The 25,337-nt window shown below is 45.3% G+C and carries 18 protein-coding genes and 1 pseudogene; 11 read left to right on the top strand and 8 right to left on the bottom strand.

Features of this window, described 5'->3' with window-relative positions; translation table 11 throughout:
• Window positions 1–188 precede the first annotated feature (188 nt).
• The gene (locus R7Q39_RS14565; protein ID WP_005373475.1) at window positions 189–1,136 is read left to right on the top strand and encodes a TDT family transporter; all 948 of its coding nucleotides are present in this window, start codon (window positions 189–191) and stop codon (window positions 1,134–1,136) included.
• A 44-nt stretch (window positions 1,137–1,180) separates the two neighbouring features.
• On the opposite strand, the gene folE is transcribed toward R7Q39_RS14565, so the two are convergent.
• A complete protein-coding gene (gene folE / locus R7Q39_RS14560) occupies window positions 1,181–1,834 on the bottom strand; it encodes a GTP cyclohydrolase I FolE (protein WP_005373478.1) in 654 nt (217 codons plus the stop codon).
• A 288-nt stretch (window positions 1,835–2,122) separates the two neighbouring features.
• On the opposite strand from folE, the gene moeA reads away from it, so the two are divergent.
• The 5 genes from moeA to R7Q39_RS14535 all read left to right on the top strand — a co-directional run bounded on the left by moeA (window position 2,123) and on the right by R7Q39_RS14535 (window position 7,871).
• The gene (gene moeA / locus R7Q39_RS14555) at window positions 2,123–3,358 is read left to right on the top strand and encodes a molybdopterin molybdotransferase MoeA (RefSeq protein WP_318076401.1); all 1,236 of its coding nucleotides are present in this window, start codon (window positions 2,123–2,125) and stop codon (window positions 3,356–3,358) included.
• Window positions 3,359–3,367: 9 nt separating this feature from the next.
• Complete coding sequence (gene moeB, locus R7Q39_RS14550; protein WP_005387678.1) at window positions 3,368–4,117, top strand: molybdopterin-synthase adenylyltransferase MoeB; 750 nt, start codon at window positions 3,368–3,370, stop codon at window positions 4,115–4,117.
• Window positions 4,118–4,292: 175 nt separating this feature from the next.
• The gene (locus tag R7Q39_RS14545; protein ID WP_318076400.1) at window positions 4,293–6,398 is read left to right on the top strand and encodes an LruC domain-containing protein; all 2,106 of its coding nucleotides are present in this window, start codon (window positions 4,293–4,295) and stop codon (window positions 6,396–6,398) included.
• A 12-nt stretch (window positions 6,399–6,410) separates the two neighbouring features.
• A complete protein-coding gene (locus tag R7Q39_RS14540; protein ID WP_053307245.1) occupies window positions 6,411–6,911 on the top strand; it encodes a hypothetical protein in 501 nt (166 codons plus the stop codon).
• Between the two features lie 129 nt (window positions 6,912–7,040).
• On the top strand, window positions 7,041–7,871 hold the full coding sequence (locus R7Q39_RS14535; protein ID WP_053304520.1) for a sulfurtransferase: 831 nt from the start codon (window positions 7,041–7,043) through the stop codon (window positions 7,869–7,871).
• Window positions 7,872–8,036: 165 nt separating this feature from the next.
• Here R7Q39_RS14535 and R7Q39_RS14530 read toward each other — a convergent pair whose 3' ends face one another.
• Entirely contained in the window at window positions 8,037–9,038 is a 1,002-nt protein-coding gene (locus R7Q39_RS14530; protein WP_005387670.1) for a sugar-binding transcriptional regulator, read from the bottom strand.
• 466 nt (window positions 9,039–9,504) lie between these two features.
• Between R7Q39_RS14530 and tal the strand changes: the two genes are divergently transcribed.
• The gene (tal, locus tag R7Q39_RS14525; RefSeq protein WP_005373488.1) at window positions 9,505–10,455 is read left to right on the top strand and encodes a transaldolase; all 951 of its coding nucleotides are present in this window, start codon (window positions 9,505–9,507) and stop codon (window positions 10,453–10,455) included.
• Window positions 10,456–10,580: 125 nt separating this feature from the next.
• Window positions 10,581–12,572 (top strand): transketolase, encoded by a 1,992-nt coding sequence (tkt, locus tag R7Q39_RS14520; RefSeq protein WP_042522667.1) that lies wholly within the window; start codon window positions 10,581–10,583, stop codon window positions 12,570–12,572.
• A 141-nt stretch (window positions 12,573–12,713) separates the two neighbouring features.
• Here the strand turns inward: tkt and R7Q39_RS14515 are convergent, their stop codons facing one another.
• The 3 genes from R7Q39_RS14515 to aroG all read right to left on the bottom strand — a co-directional run bounded on the left by R7Q39_RS14515 (window position 12,714) and on the right by aroG (window position 16,870).
• On the bottom strand, window positions 12,714–14,276 hold the full coding sequence (locus tag R7Q39_RS14515; RefSeq protein WP_017635201.1) for a methyl-accepting chemotaxis protein: 1,563 nt from the start codon (window positions 14,274–14,276) through the stop codon (window positions 12,714–12,716).
• A 209-nt stretch (window positions 14,277–14,485) separates the two neighbouring features.
• Complete coding sequence (locus tag R7Q39_RS14510) at window positions 14,486–15,658, bottom strand: MFS transporter (protein WP_213914925.1); 1,173 nt, start codon at window positions 15,656–15,658, stop codon at window positions 14,486–14,488.
• A gap of 159 nt (window positions 15,659–15,817) precedes the next feature.
• On the bottom strand, window positions 15,818–16,870 hold the full coding sequence (aroG, locus tag R7Q39_RS14505) for a 3-deoxy-7-phosphoheptulonate synthase AroG (protein ID WP_318076399.1): 1,053 nt from the start codon (window positions 16,868–16,870) through the stop codon (window positions 15,818–15,820).
• Between the two features lie 459 nt (window positions 16,871–17,329).
• Between aroG and R7Q39_RS14500 the strand changes: the two genes are divergently transcribed.
• Complete coding sequence (locus R7Q39_RS14500; protein WP_054577773.1) at window positions 17,330–18,322, top strand: OmpA family protein; 993 nt, start codon at window positions 17,330–17,332, stop codon at window positions 18,320–18,322.
• 88 nt (window positions 18,323–18,410) lie between these two features.
• Here R7Q39_RS14500 and R7Q39_RS14495 read toward each other — a convergent pair whose 3' ends face one another.
• Window positions 18,411–19,013 (bottom strand): beta-phosphoglucomutase family hydrolase, encoded by a 603-nt coding sequence (locus R7Q39_RS14495; protein ID WP_054574702.1) that lies wholly within the window; start codon window positions 19,011–19,013, stop codon window positions 18,411–18,413.
• Between the two features lie 76 nt (window positions 19,014–19,089).
• Here R7Q39_RS14495 and arfB point away from each other — a divergent pair, with 76 nt between their 5' ends.
• Together arfB and R7Q39_RS14485 are read left to right on the top strand one after the other, a co-directional pair.
• Window positions 19,090–19,503, top strand: a complete 414-nt coding sequence (gene arfB, locus R7Q39_RS14490) for an alternative ribosome rescue aminoacyl-tRNA hydrolase ArfB (protein ID WP_017635196.1) — start codon at window positions 19,090–19,092, stop codon at window positions 19,501–19,503.
• Between the two features lie 100 nt (window positions 19,504–19,603).
• Window positions 19,604–21,373 carry a methyl-accepting chemotaxis protein gene (locus R7Q39_RS14485; protein ID WP_318076398.1) on the top strand — a complete coding sequence of 590 codons (1,770 nt, stop codon included), beginning with the start codon at window positions 19,604–19,606 and terminating at the stop codon, window positions 21,371–21,373.
• Between the two features lie 89 nt (window positions 21,374–21,462).
• Here the strand turns inward: R7Q39_RS14485 and vmeZ are convergent.
• Both vmeZ and vmeY read right to left on the bottom strand, forming a co-directional pair.
• Window positions 21,463–23,865, bottom strand: a pseudogene (gene vmeZ / locus R7Q39_RS14480) (multidrug efflux RND transporter permease subunit VmeZ); the annotation flags it as partial.
• 84 nt (window positions 23,866–23,949) lie between these two features.
• Entirely contained in the window at window positions 23,950–25,077 is a 1,128-nt protein-coding gene (vmeY, locus tag R7Q39_RS14475) for a multidrug efflux RND transporter periplasmic adaptor subunit VmeY (RefSeq protein ID WP_054577771.1), read from the bottom strand.
• Between the last annotated feature and the right edge of the window lie 260 nt (window positions 25,078–25,337).

Below are 25,337 nucleotides of genomic sequence, written 5' to 3'. Positions count from 1 at the left end.
TTCCCAAATATTCGATACCAAACTCACAAAATTATCATTCTCTGATATTTGCCCACCACCTTTCATGAGAAACCCCTCTCCATACTTGTTAGTATTTGCTACTTAAATAGAGCATTTCATCCAAATCGTCATGTTTCGTTTCATTCAGGCAAAAATCAAATGGAGTAGATTTGAACTGGAGAAGACTTGTGCAGTTTTATAGTGTCCCGCCGTCTCAAGCCGCGTTGGCACTAGGTATGATAGGTTTAGGGCAAGCTTGGGCACTCTATGTTCCTGAGATTGGTGAACCGATACGTCCATTTTTGGCGTCACTCGGCGCACTTTTACTCGCCCCTGTACTCATAAAATATGCCGCTAATCCACGATTATTCATGGTCGACATTCGTCACCCGCTGAGTGGTAGTTTAATGGCACCAATGAGTATGGCGTTACTGATCCTTGCAGATTATCTTGCCGCTGTAGCGCCTATCATCGCTTATCCACTTTGGTTTATGGCGCTTTTGCTGCATTTTACTATGATGGTGCTGTTTTTTAGCTTTCAGCTAATGAACTTCAAAATGTCCAATATCGTACCGAGTTGGTTTCTTTATCCGGTGGGGCTGATCAGTAGTTCACTAGCCGGTTCTCAACTAGGTCACAACTTATTCTCCGAAACGTTAGCGATGATGTGCATCGGCATTTATTTCTTCATGCTGCCACTCGTGTTGTATCGTTTGGTGTTTTTCGGCTCTCTACCAAGGCGAGCAAGACCGACCCTCGCGATTATGGCCGCGCCGGTAAACTTGTCATTAGCAGCATACTTGGTGAACTTTCCCTTACCTGATCCGATACTGACAGGCGCATTGGCCGGGATCGCCATCACTATGACGTTATTGATCTACTTATGTTACTTCCGCTTACTTCGCTTGAAGTTTCAACCTTCTATCGCGGCAGTAACCTTTCCTTCCGTGATCAGCGCCATCGCAATGCATCGCTTGACCTCTTTTTTCGCCGAATCGCACCCTCACTGGCACTGGCTACACGACTTTGGTTTTCTAGAGCTCAGTATCGCGACTGTATTGGTTGTTTGGGTATCGGCAGGTTACGTCAAAATGTATTGGCCAGAAATCATGAAGTCATTTTCTAAACAAGCATAAAAAAGGATGGCGTTTGCCATCCTCTTAGAATAGTGCTTGGTTACCTAACGTAAACCGTGCAGAAACTCGGCACGCGTTGCTGGGTTGCTTTTGAAGATACCGCCCAATGCTGTTGTCGTGGTTTCGCTGGTTGCATCCATCACACCGCGAGATTTCACGCAGTAGTGTGTTGCGTCAATCGTCACTGCCACATCATCGGACTCAAGCAACGTTTGAAGTGCAACAAGAATTTGCTGAGTCATACGCTCTTGAACTTGTGGACGCTGGGCAAAGAAGCGAACGATACGGTTGATCTTTGACAGGCCAATGATCTTGCCACGTGGAATGTAAGCCACAGCAGCCTTGCCATCGATGGTCACAAGGTGGTGTTCACAAGTACTGGTCACTGTGATGTCCTTCACGCGAACCATCTCGCTCACGTTCATCTTGTTCTCAATCACCGTGATTTTAGGAAAGTTGGAGTAATCCAGACCAGAGAAGATTTCGTCAACGTACATCTTAGCAATGCGGTGAGGGGTTTCTTCTAGGCTATCGTCAGTGAGGTCAAGTTGAAGCAGACCTAAGATCTCACGCATGTGGTGTTCGATCTTCTCTTTCTTCTCTTCACGACTTACGTTGTTTGGACGCATTGGCGTTTCCAAACCGCGTTGCTCTAGCGCTTCTTTTACTAACTTCGCTGACTCGCTAAGACCTGACATTCCACTTCCTCTTTTGTTTTACTTCAGCCTTCGTACAAACCCAATCAAAATTGCATTCATACTTTTCGCTTTGAGTTGCTCAGTTCGTGTCTTTACACTAAGTCACATCAGATGAAGGTACTGAGCTGATTTTCTTGAGCTCCGCGGGCTTTTTACCCCTTTCGGATGGCTGACAAGGATACTCGGATTTTTGAATAATTACACCCATATTTTATAGGTGGACATTCTTACTCGGTCCCCTTTTTATGGTAAAGTTGCCACAAAACAAAAGAACACAGGATTTTCTCAATGGGCTGCTGCGACGCACCTGGCTTGATGCCAATTGAAGAAGCGATGGACAAAATGCTATCGCGAATCAAACCTATCCAAACAACGCTTTCTCTTCCACTTGCTGACGCACTCGGTTTTGTACTGGCAGAAGATATCTTGTCTCCTATTCACGTACCGCCATTCGATAACTCAGCAATGGATGGCTACGCTATTCGCATTCAAGATCTTGAGTCGTCTTCTGTTTTGCCTCTGGCAGGTAAATCATTTGCAGGACAACCTTTTGAAGGTGAATGGCCTCAAGGTACCTGTGTTCGCATCATGACTGGCGCAAAAATCCCACATGGTTGTGATGCCGTTATCATGCAAGAAAACACAGAAGTGACGGATGCTGGCATTCAGTTCAACCAAACTGACGTGAAGCCACAAAACAACATCCGCCCAACAGGTGACGACATCAAACAAGGCGACATCGTACTGGCAAAAGGTGCACGTTTGACACCTCGCGATATTCCGATGATTGCGTCGCTTGGTGTTAGCCATGTGACAGTAGTACGTAAGCCAAAAGTTGCTTTCTTCTCTACTGGTGATGAACTTAAACCACTGGGCGAACCGCTAGACGAAGGTCAGATCTACGACAGCAACCGTTACGGTATTAAACCACTTATCGAGAACTTCGGTTGTGAAGCCGTTGATCTTGGCATCATTCCAGATTGCCCAGAGACTCTGAAAGCAACCTTTGAACAAGCGCAAACATTGGCAGATGTGGTTGTGACCTCAGGCGGTGTTAGTGTGGGCGAAGCGGATTACACCAAAGACATTCTTGAAGAGCTTGGTGAAATCGGTTTCTGGAAGTTAGCAATCAAGCCGGGTAAACCTTTCGCATTTGGTAAGCTAAGTACAGCTTGGTTCTGTGGGCTGCCGGGTAACCCTGTTTCTGCAGTTCTTACTATGTACGTGCTTGTTCAACCAATGCTGGCAAAACTTGCAGGCCATACAGAATGGAAAGCACCCGAATCTATTCCAGCAACAACCAAAACCGCCTTTAAAAAAGCGCCAGGTCGTACCGATTACCAACGTGGTATCTATACATTGGAAGATGGCAAGTTTGTCGTTGAAACAACCGGTAACCAAAGCTCTGGTGCATTCCGCTCAATGAGCCTAGCGAACTGTTTTGTTGTATTGGAACGTGAACGCGGCCGAGTTGAAGTGGGCGAAACGGTTCAGACTCAACTATTCAACTCAACCCTTTACTAGGAAGACGTTGTGGATATTCTTTCCGATCAGGAAATGTTGCGTTACAACCGCCAAATCATTCTTCGTCAGTTTGACTTTGAAGGACAAGAAGCACTCAAACAAGCATCGGTATTGATGCTTGGTGCTGGCGGTTTAGGCTGCGCATCAAGCCAATATTTGGCGACTGCTGGTGTCGGTAAAATCACGCTGATTGATGATGATATCGTCGAGTTGTCTAACCTTCAGCGCCAAGTACTGCATCACGATGCGGATATTGGTCGTAAGAAGGTAGAATCAGCGGCCGATGCACTACGCGAGCTTAACCCGCACATCATTGTAGATACCATCGCAAAGCGTCTTGATGATACAGAGCTAAAAAGCTTGATCGAACAGCACACTATTGTTGTCGATGCATCAGATAACGTCGATACGCGCAATCAACTTAACCGCCTATGTTTTGCGACCAAAACACCGCTGATTTCAGGCGCGGCCATTCGCATGGAAGGCCAAGTGAGTGTGTTTACTTACGATGATCCAGCGCAACCATGTTACCAGTGCTTAAGTGCCCTCTTCGGCAGCGATGCGCTAAGTTGTGTCGAAGCCGGAGTAATGGCGCCTGTTGTGGGTATTGTTGGCGCAGTGCAAGCGATGGAAGCGATTAAAGTGATTGCTGATTACGGCCAACCAAAGAAAGGAAAAATTCTGATTTTGGATGCGCTCAGCATGTCTTGGCGAGAAATGAATCTGATGAAAATGCCCTCCTGTCCGGTTTGTAGTTAGTTCTATACCTCTAATCATTCCCAAAAAGCCCAACTCGATGTTGGGCTTTTTCTCATTTTGACAATCAGATTTACAACCCTTCTTCTTACAAATCTTAGCTCTATAAAATTCAACAACTTAAAAGTTGGCACATTCCTTTCATTGCATATATCACGAACCAATGAGAGGGCGAATTATGAAAAGGACATCACTACTACTTGGGTCTCTAATAGCGAGCGCTTACGCACAAGCGGCGCCATTTGATACGTGCCCAAGCCAAGCATACCTATTCCAATCAACCCCGGTTCAAATCTATGGCGTCAATTTGGTTACAGGCTCTACGACTCTTTTAGAGGACGACACAGGTTTGGCTTCGGGCATCAACGGTGTAGGCTTTAACTTCACTGACCGTTATATCTACGGCTACGACACCACAAACAAAAAGATTGTTCGTCTTGGTCAAGACTTCCAAGCAGAGACACTTAATGTTTCGGGTCTTCCTACCGACCACACGTTTTACGTAGGTGACGTTTACAACCACGTCTACTACTTGTACCGCAAAGGCAAAGGACTTTTCTCCATTGACCTTTCTCCGCTCGATTCTGATCCAAATGCGACATTGAGCATCGTGAAAATTAGCTCAACAGCGACAGTGAACCTAACCGACTTTGCATTCCATCCAGGTGATGGCTCCCTTTACGGCATCGACAACAACTCTGGTGTGCTATATCAGTTCAACCCATCAAACGGTAGCGCAACTGCGATAGGTGACACAGGTGAGAAAGGCACATTTGGTGCTGGCTACTTCGATGTAAACGGCAACTACTACGTGTCACGTAACCAAGATGGCAAAATCTATCGCGTTGACCTTTCGGAAGGTAACGCAGCCAATATCGCAGCAGGTATCGTTCCTGCGGTTGAGTTTGTATCCAACGGTCCAAGCTCAAGCCAAAATGACGGTGCACGTTGTGCAAATGCTCCGGTGATTAACGAAGACGAGCCAATTGATTTCGGTGATGCTCCAGACAGCTACCACACAACACTTGCGTCAAACGGTCCTCGTCACGAAGTGGACGGTGCAACTTGGCTTGGCTCTGTTGCTCCAGATGGTGATGCCGACGGTCAAGCAAACGACAACTCTGTGGGCACAGCCGATGAAGATGGTGTTGGTTTTGTATCCGCACTTGATCCAGGCTTAAGCTCAATTGTGAATGTGACAGCTTCTACTTCTGGCTACCTATCAGCATGGTTTGACTGGAACCGCGATGGTGACTTTGATGATGAAGGTGAGCAAGTCTTTACCGACCAATTACTGTCTGCGGGTAATAATCCCCTACCGTTTGTAGTTTCAACCGCTGCAACGGAAGGGTCTAGCTGGAGCCGATTCCGCTTTAGCCAACAAACCGGATTAAACTACGATGGTGGTTCGACATCTGGTGAGGTGGAAGATTACCCAATTACCATCACTGGTAATGGTTACTCAGTGGAATATTTCCCGAGTGCAGAAGATTACGCCACCGTCGCTTACGAAGATAACTGGCCATACACCGCAGACTACGACATGAACGATGTGGTCGTAAAATTCCGCATCACCGAAACCAGTCTTGCGGGTCATGTTGAGAGTATTCAAATTACTGGCGACCTAGCGGCTTACGGTGCAAGTTACAAAAATGGCTTCGCAATCCGACTACCGGGTGTATTGAGAAGCTCGATTGAAAACGGATTAACAACACTATCCTTCAATGGTGTAGAACAAGCATCTAATGGCTTGGAAAGTATTTCTGATGAAGCAATTTTCATCATCAGTGAAGACTTAAGCACACACGCGGCGAGCAGCTGTAGCTACTTCCGCACAGAGTCTGGCTGTGATGATAACGTCTCACTCACCTTTACCTTGAATGTGTACTTCACTGAAGGATCTGACCGTTCAGCCATTCAAGCCATGCCATACGACCCGTTCATCTTTGCAACACCGGGCACTTACCATGGCGATGGTATTACTTTCCAACCAGGGCGTAAGTGGGAAGTTCACTTAGCAGACCAAGCACCAACAGAACAGTTTGATGACCAAAACCTCTTCGGTGTCGGCGTCGATGCAAGTGACCCTGCACAAGGTGTGTACTTCAAAACAGCAAACAACTTACCTTGGGCACTGTTAATAGTAGAAGATTGGGATTGGCCGCTAGAGCGTGTAGACATGGTCGATGCATACCCTCACTTCCAAACTTGGGCTGAGTCTGGTGGCGAACTAAGCACAGATTGGCACACCGCTCCAACACCTAACAAATGCTACATTCCATAGGGAGATAACATTATGAAAGCACTTATCACAATCATCATGGGATTAGCACTAACGGCTTGTGGCGGCGGCGGTGGCGGCGGAGGTGGTAACAGTACACCACCTCCACCAACCCAAACCACCGTTGCAGAGGAAGACACAACCCAACAGGAAGAAACAACCGTAGAAGAGACTACCGTAACTGTAGAAGATGCAACCATGCAGGATCTAGTAGTACCAGATGGCTTTAGCTACAACCCAGTGACGGAAGGTACGCTCAATGTAGACATCAGTGGTTTCTCTTCACAACGAGCACACCTAAGCGTGTACAAAGAGTTTGTCGAGAACAGTTCAGGTAACTACGATGCAAAATACCCAAGCAAAGTCGCATCGGTTCCACTCAACAATGGTACAGCAAATGTCGACTTTAATGTTTCTGATAGCCAAGGTAGCCTACTTGTTGAAATTTGGTTCTATGACGGTAGTGACCCAATTCAGAAAGTGATTACTTCTGGAGACAACACTTGGACCATGTAACTGGGTAAATCGAAAGCTGTCTTTCAGAACAAATCTTCAATCTTTAACTTAAAAATCGCATCGTTCTTTTGAACATGCGATTTTTTTGTTGTAAAACAGTAAGATTATCCACCTAGCAAACTAAAGACAATGCAAGCACTGATTAGTACTGATGAACTCAATAGCCTTCTCGGCCAACCTAACGTCAAGCTCCTCGACGCTAGTATTGCGTTTCAAATCCCTTCTGAAGGTAAAAAGATTCAAGATAAGTGGATTCCAAATACTTTACGCTTTGATTACGACAATGACTTTTGCTTACCCGGTTCTTCCCTGCCGCATATGATGCCAACAGAAGAAGGCTTCAACCAAAGTGCGCTACAACTCGGTTTGAACAACGAAGATTTGATTGTGGTTTACGACAACTCTGGCACTTTAGCCGCGCCAAGAGCTTGGTGGATGTTCAAAGCTATGGGACATGATAATGTTCGAGTCTTAAATGGCGGTCTTCCAGCTTGGATTGAAGCCGGATTCCCTGTTGAAAGTACCCTATCGCAACCAAGCGAAAGAGGTAACTTTGCGGGTAAGCTCAACCAAAATGCCTTTTTGAGTGCACAAGATGTTCTTGCTCATTCAACCAATAAAAGTGCCAACATCATCGATGCCAGAGCCAAAGCACGATTCCTTGGTGAAGTGCCTGAGCCACGAGAAGGTCTACGTAGTGGTCACATTCCAAATTCGGTTTGCTTACCGTTTCAAGAACTCTTGACCAACGGTCACATTAAACCAAACTCAGAGTTGCAACAGATATTTAGCGCACTAACGATAGATAGTGACAATTCGATTATTTTTAGTTGCGGTTCCGGTGTAACCGCATGCATTTTATTACTCGCGGCGTATCAAATTGGTCTAGACAATCTGTCGGTGTACGACGGTTCTTGGACCGAATGGGGTGCTGACCACTCTCTACCTATCGAGCGTTAAGACAAGTGTCTGTTTAACATAGTATCTTACGTTTATCTAAAGATGATGTGTTCCAATAAACTAAACGCAGCTTTTAAACCAAACTTGTCATTTCGAAATAGAAACTGGCTATGAGTGATTTGTCCCTCCTCATAGCCTGACTACATCAAAAGCCGACTATTTCCGTTAGCGTTCAGATGTCGCGTTACCGTGCATTTGCTCATCTAAGTTGAGCACGGTTAATGCGTTGCTAACGCTCGTGGCGATCACGTCTATCGCTCCAGTTCTTAATGCTCCGAGTAGAGCGAGCGGCTTGCTGTTCTCTGCTGCGATCGCAATGACTTCCGAGATCGGCCGAAACTCTTCAATACCAAGTCCAATTACTCGGTCACTCATTACCGTGTTCGCTACATTACCGTGAATATCAAAGAAGTCATAACCTGCAAAATCCCCTACCACACCTTGTTGAAGTCTCGACTGAACCACTTCATCAGGCGTAAACCAACCTAAGTCGACCATGTAACTGTTTTCGCTCATGTCACCAATACCAACCAAAGCGACATCGGCTTTACGTGCTAGGTCGAGCGTTTGTTTCACGGTTGCATTTTGCATAAAGGCCAACTTCTGTTCTCTGTTTTCTGCGTAAGCCGGCGCATAAAGGGTTTCAGAGGTCCCCCCATATTTCTTCGCCAACTGACGACAAATATGGTCGGCGTTATACATACCGCCACGCGGATGAATACCACCAATGCCACACACAAATTTACAATCACGCGGCGTAATAACACCAATATGGTGAGCGACAGACGACACGTTGCGCCCTTGTCCGACCGTCACCACCATGCCGTTTTTGAGCGTGCTAGTGAGATAATTGGACACCAATCCCGATACCTGTAGTCGTTGCGCTTCTTCATTCGGTTGATCAAGAGCAACAAGCGCGCGCTTAACGCCGAATCGCTCGATCAAACGTTGTTCGATCTTGGCGCTGAACACCGGATGGTATTTAACGGTAATTTCAACAATGCCTTCATCACGCGCCTGCTTGAGCATTCGCCCAACCTTTGCGCGTGATATGGCAAATTTTCTCGATATCTCTTCCTGAGTCGCACCGTCTTGATAATACGCGACGGAAATCTCTGTCAACAAATCCGTGTTTTCAATGGAAATATCTTGATTAGAACTGCTCATGGTTTCTCTCGCCCTTTAAGAGGATCGATATTGTATGCAATAAGTGAACATATGCTCATTGACTTAGCATATGTTCTTTATCAATTTAAACGCTACATTTGCTCATCGCAATAACATTTTCTCACTACAATTTTTTACCCTCTTGGACAACGCTCAAGCTTTGAACAATAAGGGCAAACGTTTATTTGGGTTAACCACTAAACACACAGTAAAAAAACGTTGATGAAGTTCACTATAAGTCCATTTCAGCGATTGACTTTCAGCATAGATAGGATAAATATGGACACATCATTTACTCAGCTATCGATCAAATGTTCATAGCATTTGTTCGGTAACGAAATTTTCCGTAGTTGGCTGAGCAGATGTCTCATTAAATGCGATGAGACGGTTAGCTAACTCGCTTGCAAATGCACAAGCTGTGATAACAAAAATCACGCTTAAGCCCATTTAAATAGGATGATCGATTATGAGCAACAAGTTAGAGCAACTTCGTAAACTAACGACTGTAGTAGCAGACACTGGCGAAATTGATGCAATTAAAAAGTATCAGCCAGAAGACGCAACAACTAACCCTTCTCTTATCCTTAAAGCCGCTCAAATCGCAGAGTACGCACCTCTAATCGATGCTTCAATCGAATACGCTAAAGCACAGAGCAACGACAAAGCTCAACAAGTTCAAGACACTTGTGACATGCTTGCAGTAAACATCGGTAAAGAAATCCTAAAAACTATCCCAGGTCGTATCTCTACAGAAGTAGACGCTCGTCTATCTTACGATATGGAAGGCAGTGTAGCGAAAGCTCGTCAACTAGTAAAAATGTACAACGATGCTGGCATCACTAACGACCGTATCCTTATCAAACTGGCTTCAACTTGGGAAGGCATTCGCGCAGCTGAGATCCTAGAAAAAGAAGGCATCAACTGTAACCTAACGCTTCTATTCTCGTTCGCTCAAGCACGTGCTTGTGCAGAAGCGGGTGTATTCCTAATCTCGCCATTCGTTGGTCGTATCATGGACTGGTACAAAGCGAAAGAAGGCCGTGACTTCGAAGCTCAAGAAGATCCAGGCGTACTATCTGTAACTAAGATCTACAACTACTACAAAGAATACGGCTACAAAACTGTAGTTATGGGCGCAAGCTTCCGTAATATCGGTGAGATCTTAGAGCTAGCTGGTTGTGACCGTCTAACTATCGCTCCTGCTCTACTTGCAGAACTAGAAGCAGCTGAAGGTGAAGTAGTTGAGAAACTAGTTGATTCTAAAGGCGCAGCTGAGCGTCCAGCACCAATGACTCACGCAGAGTTCCTATGGGAACATAACCAAGACCCAATGGCTGTTGAGAAGCTGGCTGAAGGTATCCGCAACTTCGCCGTTGACCAAGGCAAACTAGAAGCGATGATCGAAGCTAAGCTTTAATTGCTTACCAAAAGCGAGTAGCCCGTCTACTCGCTTTTACCATCAGCACTATTTTCAAAAAATTCTATTTGAACTTGTTTCGGCGAGTTCCCTCTATTTAAATCAAATATCGAGAAGTAATCACTATGGATCGTAAACATCTAGCAAATGCAATCCGTGCGCTAAGCATGGATGGTGTTCAACAAGCTAACTCTGGTCACCCAGGTGCACCTATGGGTATGGCTGACATCGCTGAAGTTCTTTGGCGCTCTCATCTAAACCACAACCCATCAAACCCTGAGTGGGCAGACCGCGACCGTTTCGTACTGTCTAACGGCCACGGCTCAATGCTGATTTACTCTCTACTGCACCTTGCAGGTTACGAGTTGTCTATCGACGATCTGAAAAACTTCCGTCAGCTTCACTCTAAAACTCCTGGTCACCCAGAGTATGGTTACGCGCCAGGTATCGAGACCACAACGGGTCCGCTAGGTCAAGGCATCACTAACGCGGTTGGTATGGCTCTAGCTGAAAAAGCGCTAGCAGCACAGTTCAACAAAGAAGGCCACGACATCGTTGACCACTTCACTTACGTGTTCATGGGCGACGGCTGTCTGATGGAAGGTATTTCGCACGAGGCATGTTCTCTTGCAGGTACTCTAGGTCTAGGCAAGCTGATCGCGTTCTGGGATGACAACGGCATCTCTATCGACGGTCACGTTGAAGGTTGGTTCTCTGACGACACACCTAAGCGTTTCGAAGCTTACGGTTGGCACGTAATCCCTGCAGTCGATGGTCACGATGCTGACGCAATCAACGCAGCAATTGAAGCGGCGAAAGCGGATCCACGTCCTACACTTATCTGTACTAAGACTATCATCGGTTTTGGTTCACCAAACAAATCTGGTTCACACGATTGTCACGGTGCGCCACTAGGTGCAGAAGAAATCGCAGCAACACGCAAAGAACTAGGTTGGGAGCACGGTCCTTTTGAAATTCCGCAAGAAGTCTACGCAGAATGGTCAGCGAAAGAAACAGGCGCAGCTAAGGAAGCAGCGTGGAACGAGAAATTTGCAGCTTATGAAGCAGCGTACCCTGAGCTGGCAGCTGAATTTAAACGCCGCGTAAACGGTGAGCTTCCTGCACAGTGGGAAGAGAAAGCAAGCCAAATCATTGCTGATCTTCAAGCTAACCCAGCAAACATTGCATCACGTAAAGCGTCTCAAAATGCTCTAGAAGCATTTGGTGCTCTACTACCAGAGTTCATGGGTGGCTCTGCTGACCTAGCACCTTCTAACCTAACAATGTGGTCTGGTTCTAAGTCTCTAGAAGCAAGCGACTTCTCTGGTAACTACATCCACTACGGCGTACGTGAATTCGGTATGACAGCGATCATGAACGGTATCGCGCTACACGGTGGTTTCGTTCCTTACGGCGCAACATTCCTAATGTTCATGGAGTACGCACGTAACGCAATGCGTATGGCTGCGCTGATGAAAATTCAGAACATCCAAGTGTACACGCATGACTCTATCGGTCTTGGCGAAGATGGTCCAACTCACCAACCAGTTGAGCAAATGGCATCGCTACGCCTAACACCAAACATGAGCACATGGCGTCCATGTGACCAAGTTGAGTCCGCTGTAGCTTGGAAACTAGCGATTGAACGTAAAGATGCACCGACAGCACTTATCTTCTCTCGTCAAAACCTTGCGCAACAAGAGCGCACAGCAGAACAAGTAGCAGACATCGCGAAAGGTGCTTACATTCTGAAAGATTGCGAAGGCAAGCCTGAGCTAATCCTTATCGCAACAGGTTCTGAAGTTGAACTAGCAGTAGAAGCAGCAGCACAGCTAACTGCTGAAGGTAAGAAAGTACGCGTGGTTTCAATGCCATCAACAGACGCATTTGACAAACAAGACGCCGCTTACCGTGAAGCTGTACTGCCATCAGACGTAACAGCACGTATCGCAATTGAAGCAGGTATTGCTGACTTCTGGTACAAGTACGTAGGCTTTGACGGTCGCATCATCGGTATGACTTCATTTGGTGAATCTGCACCAGCTGGCGAACTATTCAAAATGTTTGGTTTCACAACTGAAAACGTAGTGAACACAGCAAAAGAGCTACTCGCGTAATTGCAGTAAAAAGATAGTCAGTTTTCTCTATTGCGAATGTGAAAACTGAAAAGCCCCACCAGCAATGGCGGGGCTTTCTTTTATCTGGCTCCTATTCGCATAAACGCAGCCAGGGCATAAACATCACAACTTTCGTTACGACTATTTGTCTTCAAATCGAAGGGCGAGCTGATAGAAATCTTGTACTTGGTCTTTCAACTGTCGGCTATTTTGCTCAACTGAATGTGTTGCTGCCAAGTTTTGTTCTGCGGTCGAAGCGATAGAATGAATGTGCTGGTTTACATCACTAGATAGCTTTAACTGGTTATTCGCCGCTTCTGCTACATCAACCATCAGCCCACTCATGGTTTGCATCATCTGTTCAACTTCAGACAAACGCAACGCGCTTTGTTCTGCTACTTGAGAACAGGCATCGGTTTGCTCTTTGTTTGCCAGAATATCTTTCTGCCAACTTTGAATCGTTGCCAACATAGTGGAGATAGAAGCTTGGATTTGTTCAGTTGCATTGGATGTACGCCCAGAAAGCGCGCGGACCTCATCAGCTACAACAGCAAAACCACGACCTTGCTCCCCTGCCCTTGCTGCTTCAATCGCCGCGTTAAGTGCCAGTAAATTGGTTTGCTCTGCGATCCCACCAATCTCTTCCATCAAATGGTTCACCTTCTGCGCCTGATCACTCAGTTGATACGTCGTTTCCGTCGCTTTTTCAGCTTGAAGGCTTAATTGCGCTAGATTGGTGTGCGTTTGATCGATGGTCTCCTTCGCCATCAAGCATGACTTCAATGTATCATCAATCAACATATGGGCATCATTGGTACTCGAAGAAACCGAATTTGCCGACAACTCCACCTCTTGGGTAGCATCTCGCACACGATGAATATCGGTATTTTGCTGATTTAATGCAGCCGAGACTTCTGCCGTTGTTTGACTAAGCTCTTCGGCGCAATGCTGCAAAGGCAATGCGGAGTCAGTCATTCTTCCTAACACGGTTCGAATTCTTGCGGATAGCATTTTGATATGGAAATCGGCAATCGAAAATGCCGTGTTACCGGAATAGATCAAGCGACTTACGCTGTCATATTGCTTTTGTAACTTTTTAAGTTGCTGAGGTGTATCAATTAACTCTTGGCGGAATAACAGAGCCAGAACACTTGCAGGTAACGCACTTGCAAGCCAAGCCAACGGCCCTTCAACAGACAACGCATATGCGGTTGCAGGTGCGGTTAGTGCACCAAGTAGAATCGCATAGCGAATGGTTTCATTGATTTTCAACGACCAAGTTCGACCAGACTCCTCTGCAGTACGCATGCTTTTGTAGGCTTTTGTCGCAATATCAACCCACTCTCGCTTTGGTTTCACGCGCACTGATTGATACCCAACAACATGGTTGTCTTCGTAGATAGGGGTGACATAAGCATCAACCCAATAGTAACCGCCAGACTTAGTGGCATTCTTAACCATTCCACGCCAGGCTTTACCTTGTTTAAGGCGTGCCCACATGTCACCGAAAGCGGCTTTAGGCATATCATTATGACGAACTATATTGTGGTTCTGACCGACAAGTTCTTCGTGAGTGTATTCAGCAACGCGGCAAAAGGCTTCATTACAATATGTAATAACGCCTTGTAAGTTCGTTGTTGAGACGAGTTCCTCAGACTCCCTCACGAGAGTTTCTTGAGCTTTATGAGAAATATTGGCTGACATAGACGAAACTTCTTTAGTTTTTATTGATTTTCGGCAAGATATATACAGGATTTTTATTTTTATTACAAAAAGTTAGATAAAAAGTCTTATCAAATCGACATTTTTATTGTGGGAATTCACATTATCGATAAAAACATAAAGAGGAGATTGTTGATTTGAGCTAATAAACAAACCCGACACGATAGGCCGGGTTATATATTAAGACTTAATTAAGCGGTTTGTGATTCTGGCTTTTTATTCGTTTTTAACGCAAACATCGCGATAACGAGTAACACAAATGGAAGAACATACAAATTAAGATTCTGCCAACCTACGGTAGACTCAAGCCAACCAGATAGTAATGCGGTGATGGTGACACAACTGAACACGAAGAATTCATTAAACGCTTGAGCCTTGCTTCTGTTTTTCGCTTCATAGCTTTGACTAAACAGCCCGGTAGCTGCGATAAACATAAAGTTCCACCCTATTCCTAACAGGATTAAAGCAAGACTAAAATGCCAGATAGACACTCCATGTATATTAATTCCAATACAAGCAACAAATAGCAATCCACCCGCCAAAATCATATTCTTAGCGCCAAACCGCTCTATCAGACGGCCCGTGACAAACGCAGGTGCAAACATACCCAACACGTGCCATTCGATCACTCCCGCCGCTTTATCAAAATCAAAGCCACAACCAATCATCGCTAAAGGAGTTGCTGTCATTAAAATGTTCATCACCGCGTACGCAACCATTGCCGCGATAACTGCCAGCATGAAATTAGGTCGACGAATAATCAGTCTCAGCTTATCCGCCTTAGCGTATAGCGCCTGCGTGTGTGCAGGTGGAAAACGAATGGTTTGTAGCACAACCAACGCGGTTATATAAAGAACGACAAGCACAGCAAATGCACTAATGTATAAGCCATCACCTGACCACTGCTGCGAGTACACGGCCAGATTAGGCCCAAGGATCGCCGCTAACACCCCACCCGCCATAGATATCGAAATCGCCCTATGTCTTGCCGACTCTTCACACACTTCAATGGCAGCAAACCTGTATAGAGTACCGAAACCTATACCAACACCAAGCAAAAACGTAGACATGCAGAACAGATAGAAGTTTTGTTGACTTAATGCATACGTCGCTAGACTAGCACCCAAAATGCCAATGACATTACCAAGGCTAAAACCAAGGCGACGCCCTAACTTGCCCATAATTAGCGACGCAGGAATTGTCGCGGCCATCAGTCCCAAAAACTGCAGTGCAACTGGTAATGTGATAAAACTTGATGACGGCGCAAGTGTTTTGCCAATAAGGGCAATAACAGATATGAGTAAAATATTCCCTGTCATTAATAAGGCTTGGCAGAGGGATAGAAGCCATACATTACGATTCAATTCCAAATTCCTTTTGGTTACGACGTATACAGATAACATATAGGAAAGCAGAAACAATAGAAAGATATGAGAGTAATTCTCAACAAAAAGAGCCAGAGGCATAGTACCTCTGGCTCTTCACTATTCACTTTTCGCTTTTAAAAAGTTTTTCTGTTGAGCTTACTTGTTGCGGCGCGCTTTTACTGCATCAGAAAGCTGACGAAGTACCGTTTCCGTACCTTCCCAACCAATACATGCATCAGTAATCGACTGACCATAAGTGGCTGCTTTGCCATCCACTAAGTCTTGGCGACCTTCAACTAAATGAGACTCGATCATCACACCAAAAATGGCTTCTTCGCCAGCAGAGATTTGCTCGGATACATCATCAGACACCAGCATTTGACGCTTGAACTGCTTCGAGCTGTTAGCATGGCTAAAATCAATCATCACTTTTTTCGGCAGACCTGCGGTGTCCAGCTCATCTTTAATTTGAGCTACATGTGCTGCACTGTAGTTTGGTTCTTTACCGCCACGTAGAATAATATGGCAGTCTGGATTACCAGCGGTTTCTACGATCGCGGAATGACCGTATTTTGTTACTGAAAGGAAGTGATGGGAAGCGCTTGCAGAACGAATCGCGTCGCTCGCTATTTTAATATTCCCGTCTGTACCGTTTTTGAAACCTACAGGACAAGAAAGACCAGAAGCTAGCTCGCGGTGAACCTGAGATTCTGTCGTACGAGCACCGATAGCGCCCCAACTGATCAAATCCGCCACGTACTGAGGTGTGATCATATCTAAGAATTCACTTGCCGTTGGCAAGCCCATATCGGTTAGATCAAGAAGAAGTTTACGTCCGATACGTAGACCATCATTTAGCTTATAGGTGTCATTTAAGTAAGGGTCATTGATAAGGCCTTTCCAACCAACGGTCGTACGCGGCTTTTCAAAATAAACTCGCATAACAACCTCAAGCTGCTCGCCCAGTTCATCACGTAGTACTTTTAGCTTTTTGCCGTACTCAACCGCGGCAGCCGGATCGTGAATAGAACACGGGCCAACGATCACGAGTAATCGATCGTCTTTTCCTTCAAGAATATTGTGAATGGCGTTACGGCAATCAAAAGTGGTCGAAGAAGCGGTTTCAGTCGCTGGGAACTTCTCTAATACTGCAACAGGTGGCAATAACTCTTTTACTCTATTTATTCTTACATCATCAGTTTGAAACATTACTTCTACTTCCTGGTTTTATTTCCGACCCCATTTTTACCAACTGAACTCATTGCAACATTGTTCACAAAGCGAGCAGCATCAAGGGCTGTGGTCATTTTCTGTCTAGCGTTTAAGTAACTTATCGGCTTAGGCGTAGACTTGCAATCAGTTTTTGCAAATAAATGCAAATAAAAACCACCTGTTAACCACCGCGCACAATGTAAAGTAAAGTTTACGAAAAAAAGTTCAAAATAATCATCAATTTTCTTATGCACCAAAAAATCTTTACTACAATGTAAGAAATATCAGAAGTTTGTGAGGTATTTTTGGGTAGTAAATGTTGATCAAGTTCAAATATATTGTTGCTTGATATGAAATGATTAGAATATTAAACTAATTTCTTATAAACGCTGGTTTTTTCTAATTTTTTGATAAAACGAAGTAGAAGTTAATATGCAATCAATACAAGGAAACATTATGAACAAAGTAGCAATTGCAGTAGCAGCAGTGGTAGCTGGTAGTAGCGCGCTTTTAAACTCTGCTCAAGCTGAAATGTACATCGGGGGCAAAGTGGGCATGACTACACTTGACGACGCTTGCTATCTAAATAGCCCTTGTGATGATGAAGCGTTCGGTGCAGGACTACATATCGGTTATGACTTTACCGATATCATTGGGCTAGAGTACGGCGTAGACTTCTTAGGCGACTACAAAGCTAACTCGATGTCAGGGGCTAACACGGTTAATACGATTGACGGCAATCTAACGGCTTTAACACTTGCACCTAAATTCAACTGGCACTTAAACGACTCTTGGAATCTGTTTGCTAAGATCGGTGGTGCTTACATGATGTCTGATGACGAAACAGACTTTGTCCCAACAGGTTCTTTGGGGGCTGAATACTCGATCGATAGAAACTGGAGTGTTCGCGCTGAATACCAACGCTACCAAGACATGGCTGACGACGTGTGGGACGACATGGATGCTAACTTCTTTGGTATCGGTGTTAACTACAAATTCGCAGCAGCTCCAGTTGTTGCAGCAGTTGTAACGGAAGAAGTGATCGAGCCAGATCCAGAACCAGTGATGATGAGCAAGGTGCACAAAGAAGAGTACGGTACAGGTACGTTTGAATTCGATAGTGCTAAGTTAACAGAGTCCGTTTCTGAACGTCTGGACAACTTTGTTTCATTCTTGAACGAATATCCTCAAGCTCAAGTAGAGATTACTGGTTACACAGATAGCTCAGGCCCTGCGGCATACAACCAAAAACTGTCTGAGCGTCGTGCTCAATCTGTTGCTGATTACCTAACCGCAGCTGGCATTGGTTCAGATCGTTTGACAGTTAAAGGTATGGGTGAAGAAAACCCAGTTGCTGACAACAGCACTCGCGAAGGTCGTGAGAAAAACCGTCGCGTAGAAGTTGTGGTACCTTCATTTGAATACCAAGAGCTAGTTCAACCAGAATAAGCATCTATGATTCATGATCGATGATGTGGTAAAAATTAATGGGGTGCATTTGCACCCCATTTTGATCTCATATTAAGGGATATTGCCACTATGGTTTTGGGAAAAAGATCAACTCATTATCTTGCACCATAACGCAATCCATACCAGCTGCATGCGCCGCTCGCTTCCCCAGCTCAGTATCCTCGAACACAAGACACTGTGACGCCTCCAAGTCGAGTTGTTTCGCGGCCATCAAAAAGGTATCTGGAAAGGGTTTATGGTTCTCTACATCACTTGCGGTTACTACAACATCCAACTTGTCTAATAAACCTGCATGACTTAATAAGCGCATGGCACTTTCTCGTTGGCTGCCAGTACCGACTGCAATTTTCTTATGGCCTAAATATTCCTCTAACACGATGTTCGTGCAAGGAATAACGTCACCATGAAGCTCCATAGCAGCGAATGTTTCCATTTTAAATGTCGCGACAGTTTTAGGATCTAATAAAAGCTCATGCACACGATTTAGTTCCTCAACAATTTTAAAGCTCGGCATCCCTCCCAAACTGTGAAACCATTCCTGGCAAAACGGAAAATCAAAACGCTCAGCAGTTGCTTGCCAAGCTGCCAAGTGGGCTGGCATGGTATCGATTAGAGTACCATCCATATCAAATATGAATCCCTCATAGGGTCTAAAATCAATCGTGCTCATGTCTTTTCTTCTATTTGTGCATCTGTAATGTTAATTTATCAGCTCTTTCAATCGTCCTTACCGGCATTTACTTATCATGCTCAAAATTTCGAACTCCGTCACAATTCAAGAGTGGGAAATTCAATTATCCCCAATTAGAGCTCAAGGAAATGGTGGCCAGAACGTTAACAAGGTAGCGTCCGCTATACACCTGCGCTTTGATATCCGGCATTCCAGCTTACCTGACTTTTACAAAGAGCGATTACTTGCACTTTCTGATAGTCGTATAAGTAAAGATGGCGTGATCATCATCAAAGCGCAACAATTTCGGACACAAGAACAAAATAAGGAAGACGCCCTAAATCGGCTTCAAGCATTGATAAAAGCTGCCGCTTTACAGGAGAAGAAGCGTATTAAAACGAAACCAACCCGCGCTTCTCAACGCCGACGACTTGATACAAAAAACAAGCACGGAGCGAAAAAACAGCAACGTAAAAAAGTGCTGTATTAGTGAATGTCGTTTTCTCGACATGTTAGTTGAACAACGTTTGCTAGCCCTTGGAAATCTCATTGGATTTCTCTTTTTAGTTACTTATTCAGGAAACAACAATATGACTATTAGGCAAAAACTCTACTTCCTCGGAGTTATCGCCATTTTAGGCATCGTGGCCCTTTTGGGTACGTCATCCCATTTTGAAAATAAGAGCAATGATCTTAATCACGCCATCAAACTCGTTGGTGATCTAGAAATACGCTTACTCAACTTACGCAGAAATGAAAAAGATTTCCTACTGCGTAGTAATGACAAATATCTAAATAAGTTTGACGCCAATGTTGACAAGTTTATAGACACAGAAAAAGAGCTTGCGAACATACTCAAGAGTAATGAATTACCTTCCAGTCAACAATTTAAGCAAGACTTGCTCGCATACCAAAGGGGCTTTCAGAATCTGGTCAGCGCTTACCAACGGTACGGGCTTGATTCAAAGAGTGGGCTTCTCGCCGGTTACGAACAAGCACTATTAGAAGCTAAACAACGTTCAGACCACCAGCAGTTATTGACATTAGTCCGTTTTGACTCTGCGGTAAAAGCAGGACTATTCAATAGTGACTTGCTTGAGGGGCAATATGCTCCGGAGCTTATCAAAACAGGTAAGCAATTGGCGGCCCAAAAGCAAGTTGTTGGGGTTGCTTATGACAAAGGCCTACTCGGTGAAACTCGCGCATTATCCCATGCCGTAGAAGAGCAATTTGAAACCTTTTCCACAGCCCTTAGCTCTGCTGCCGCACAACGTGATGAACAAATGTCGACCATCAAGCAGGTCATTACAGCTCTGATCTTAGTCGTTATTTTCGCATTGATTTGGCAAATTTCACGTTCAATCAATACGCGAGTGAATAGCTTACTTGGCACCATTCGAAGTATCAGCGAAACGAACAACATGGGACTTCGATCTGATTTGAAAGGTCAAGACGAGCTATTTGATATCAGTCATCACCTCAATGACCTATTGGATAAGCTTGAGCATCTAATTAGTAGTACCCAAGAAAAATCGGCGCAACTCACTGCAAGTACCGATAATATGCATCGTGAGTTAGAAGGCGTTATGGAGCAATTCCACACTCAAACTGACCACACAGCATCAATGGCGACGGCAGTTCAGCAAATGGTTGCCACAATAGGTGAAATCTCTGAGAGCACATCAGTTGCGGTAGAAGGCGTACATCAGGCAGCGAATAATGCCGAACAAGGTCGAGGAGTTGTTGAGGCGACGGTAACCAACATCGGTCAACTAACCACGATTTTATCAAACAGCCAGCAGTCGATTGGCTCGCTGAATCAGCATGTAGATAAAATTGGTGGTGCCGTGAACATCATCCAAGAGATTGCAGAGCAAACCAACCTACTAGCTCTCAACGCAGCAATTGAAGCCGCGCGAGCAGGCGAACAAGGCCGCGGGTTTGCAGTTGTTGCCGATGAAGTACGCGCCCTAGCTAGCCGAACTCATCAATCCACTGAGGAAATCACGCGGGTCGTTGCAGATATTCAAACTCAAATGTCTACAGTTGTTGCTGATATTGATCAATGTAACGATCAAGGGCAACAAACACTTAATGCTTCTGAAAAACTGGATTCTAGCCTGCAACAGATCATTACTGACATGCATTCAATTCAAGGTAATTCGGAGCGCATAGCTTCAGCAATTGAAGAACAAGGTATCGTGATGAACCAAGTTAGCGGTTCAATCACCGAGCTAAACGCCATATCTGAGAATAACATGCAATCCGCTCAGGAATGCTTGCACGAAGTGAACTCTGTCTCTGCTCAAGCTCATGATATGGATGAAGCCGTTGCACAATTCAAAACTGCGCTAAAATAACCCTTTTCAAAATAGAAAGCCCGAAGCAATCATTGCTTCGGGCTTTTTTTCAATTGTCACTTCGTGCTTACTGCGCACTTCGGATGTAATTATTCATCATCAAGAGGAACCAGCTTGGTGTTGCCGCCATGAACTTTCTCACGCTGTCTTTGCACCAGAGCGTAGAAGCCTGGGATCAAGAATGTACCTGCTAGAAGCACACACAATAGACCACCAATCAGCGACACGCCGAGTGAGTTTTGACTCACGTGCCCCGCGCCAGCGGCAAAGATAAGCGGGAAGATACCCAGGATAAATGACCAAGATGTCATATTCACAGCGCGGAAACGTAACGTGCCTCCTTTAACCGCTGCACTATCGATATCAGCATCTTTTTCTTCACGCTCTTGCTTGGCGAACTCCACAATCAAAATTGCGTTTTTCGCCGCCAAGGCTATGAGCAAGACAAGACCAATTTGGGCATACAAGTTAAGCGGCGTGCCAGTTAGATTTAACGCAAGGAAGGAACCTAACGTGGCTACTGGGACCACCAAAATAATAGCCAGTGGAATACTCCAACTTTCATACTGAGCCACCATAAACAAGTAAATGAAGAGCAAAGCCAGCGCAAACGCATAAATGGCTTGGTTACCCGCGAGCACTTCCTGATAAGCCATACCTGTCCATTCATACGTGTACCCTTGCGGAAGAACTTCAGCAGCAACGCGTTCCATTGCGGCAATCGCATCACCACTAGAGTAACCCGGAGCTGGTTGGCCTTGAATGATAGCACTGCGGTACATGTTGTAACGCCATGCCACATCAGGCTCAAACACTTGCTCGTAGCTCACTAGCGTACTTAACGGAACCATATCACCGTTCGAAGAACGAACATGGAAACGCTCTAGATCTTCCATGCTGCTACGGTGCTGGCTATCAGCTTGCATGGTTACGCGGAAGTTCTTACCAAACATGGTGAAGTCATTCACATAAAGCGAACCTAAGTTGCCTTGCAAGGTTTGGAAAATAGACGACAGCGAAATACCTAATTGCTGCGCTTTCTCACGATCGATATCAACGTAGTAGTGCGGAACATTCGCGCGGAACGTGCTAAACGTGTAGGCAATTTCAGGCGCTTGGTTAGCCGCTTGGATCATTTCTCCCATGACCATCGACAAATCGGTACGACTTCGCCCTAGCGTGTCTTCAAGCACAAACTCAAAACCAGACGCAGCGCCCATACCAGGAACCGCCGGTGGTCCCATCGCAAAAACAACCGCTTGAGGTAGCTCTGTCGCCGCTCGACCGTTAATACGTGCCGCGATAGCATTAGCAGAGTGCTCTCCTTGCAGCGAGTTACGAGTATCCCAGTCATGCAATTTGATAAATACAGAAGCACCGTTTGATGCTGCTGCGCCTGTCATAAACGAGTAACCGTTCGCAACCGTCACACCATCCACACCAGGCTCTTCACCGATCATTTTCATTAAATCATTGGTGACTTCTTCAGTACGTGATAAAGAGGCTGAATCTGGTAGCTGTACGTTAACCAGCAAAATGCCTTTATCTTCTTGAGGAACAAACGCTGTAGAGGTGGTTTTCGCAAAGAAAGTGACCGCTGCGATAGCAACTATAAAGAACGTCACGAGCAGTAAAGACTTCTTCACCAAGAAACCAGCGATCTGGCCATAACGCGTAGTGATGCGCTCTAAGCCTCTGTTGAAAGCCTGGAACCAGTTAGCGGTATTGCCCCCACCCTGCTTCAATACCAGAGAACAAAGTGCTGGAGACAGCGTCAATGCATTGATGGATGAAATCACAACCGAAATACAGATGGTCAAAGCGAACTGGCGATACATGATACCGGTGATACCTGGCAGCATGGCGACGGGTATGAATACCGCAAGTAGAACCAAGGTCGACGTGATGATTGGTCCCGTTACTTCTTTCATCGCTAGCAACGTCGCTTTACGCGGTGAAATGCTTGGGTCTTTCGCCATGGTAGTATCGACGTTTTCGATAACCAGAATCGCATCGTCCACCACGATACCAATCGCAAGGATCAAGCCAAACAAAGTAACCGTATTAATGGTGAAGCCCGTTGCCTGCATGATGGCAAACGTACCAATCAGAGAAACGGGGATCGCGACAACAGGAATCAACGTTGCACGCGCACTACCCAAGAACAAGTAAGTTACAGCAATCACCAATAGAATCGCTTCAATCAGTGTTTTTACTACCCCTTTGATCGATTCAGATACGAACACGGTTGTATCGTAGCTGGTCTCGTATTCCATTCCCTCTGGGAAGTTTTTGCTCAAGCCTTCAAGGAGCTCCATGACGGCCTGACCACTTTCTAACGCATTCGCATCCGATTGAAGAGACAACGCAACGATTGACGCGTCCTGGCCACGGAACTTACCGTTACCATCGTAGAACTTTTTGCCTAGTTCAACGCGAGCAACATCTTTCAGATAAACCGTAGAGCCATTGGGATTAGCTCGAAGGACTATCGCGCCGGCTAGCGTTAATATGATCGAAATAACCAGCGCGAATTTAGGTCTCTGAATAAAGAAACGACTTAACATAGTGCCCCCCTACTGCTTATCTTCAGCAGGTGCTTGAAGGCGCACTTCTACACCATTACGCACACGTTGTAGGCCTTGTGTAATAACCGTATCTTCCTGATCGAGCCCTTCTCGAATGATAATGCCTTGTTCAACCTGAGGGCCAAGCTCGACGTTACGACGCTCTGCCACACTTCCCTCAGCCATCACCATCACAAAGTCACCTTCTAAGTCAGTCTGTACGGCACGTCGTGGGATAACAATAACGTCTTTCGTGTTCTTATCTCTCAAGTTCACTTTGATGTGTTGACCCGGAAGTAACTTCTGCTCTGGGTTTGGCACTAGCGCGCGCATAGCAATCGTACCCGTTTTGGTGTCAATACGATTACCTAAGAAATCAAGCTTACCAAGATGCTCAAAAAACTGTCCATTTTCCAGTTCAAGCTGAACTTCAACGCGGTTTGATTCAGCCGAGCCATCACCTTTTACTTGATCCATACCCATAGCTAAACGCTCACGCTCACTCACACTAAATGAGGTATGAACGGGATCTAAACTCACCAGAGTTGTCAGCACGCCAGATGACGGAGAAACCAGATCACCCGTACTCACTTTGGTATCACTAATACGTCCGCTAAAAGGTGCTCGGATTTGAGTATAGGAAAGGTTAACTTCAGCAAGTTTAAGTTGAGCATTTGCCGCTTCTAGCTCTGCTCTCGCACCAAGAAGTGCCGCAGTTAAAGCATCAAACTCAGATTGAGAGATACTACCGCGAGGCAACAAGTTTTTACCTCGAGTATGATCTAATTCGGCTTTTTTTAGCGCCGCTTTAGCTTGTGCAAGTGCGGCTTTAGCACTCGCGACTTGGGCTTCAAAAGAAGATGGCTCGATAGAGTAAAGGAGCTGCCCTTTTTCTACCATTTGCCCCTCTTCAAAGTGACGAGCTTTTAAGTAGCCAGAAATCTGCGCGGTAATATTGGTATCTTCTACTGCTTCAATGCGACCGATATAAGACTTGCTCGGTTGGTAGTCGATAACCGTGACATCCTGAGTCACTACGAGAGGCGCTTGACCTTTCGTTTGGGCATTATTAGCTTCCTCGCATCCAGCGAGGATTGCTGTAGCCGCCATTAGTGCGACAAGTGGTTTCTTTTGCATGTATTTACCGTCTTTATAGAACAGGATATTGTTGAATTCCTATCAACCTTACTCCTTGCTGCCACTGAAAACTTCACTGAAAAGCGCCCAAGGTGTTTCTAAATGTAAACATGAGAAACAAAAGGAAAATAAAGTAATTTAGTTAACAGTGGTATTCAATGAGCAATATACATACAACTCAATCATAACTATTTAATATACGCCTTAGGAGATCGCGAATTTTAGCGTGTGCTTGGAAACACTAACGGGAGTATTGTATT

This window comes from Vibrio sp. 947 (genome assembly GCF_033339115.1).
Classification (GTDB): domain Bacteria; phylum Pseudomonadota; class Gammaproteobacteria; order Enterobacterales; family Vibrionaceae; genus Vibrio; species Vibrio alginolyticus.
Note: the sequence above shows the minus strand (reverse complement) of the source record. Positions and strands in the feature narration are given on the sequence as shown.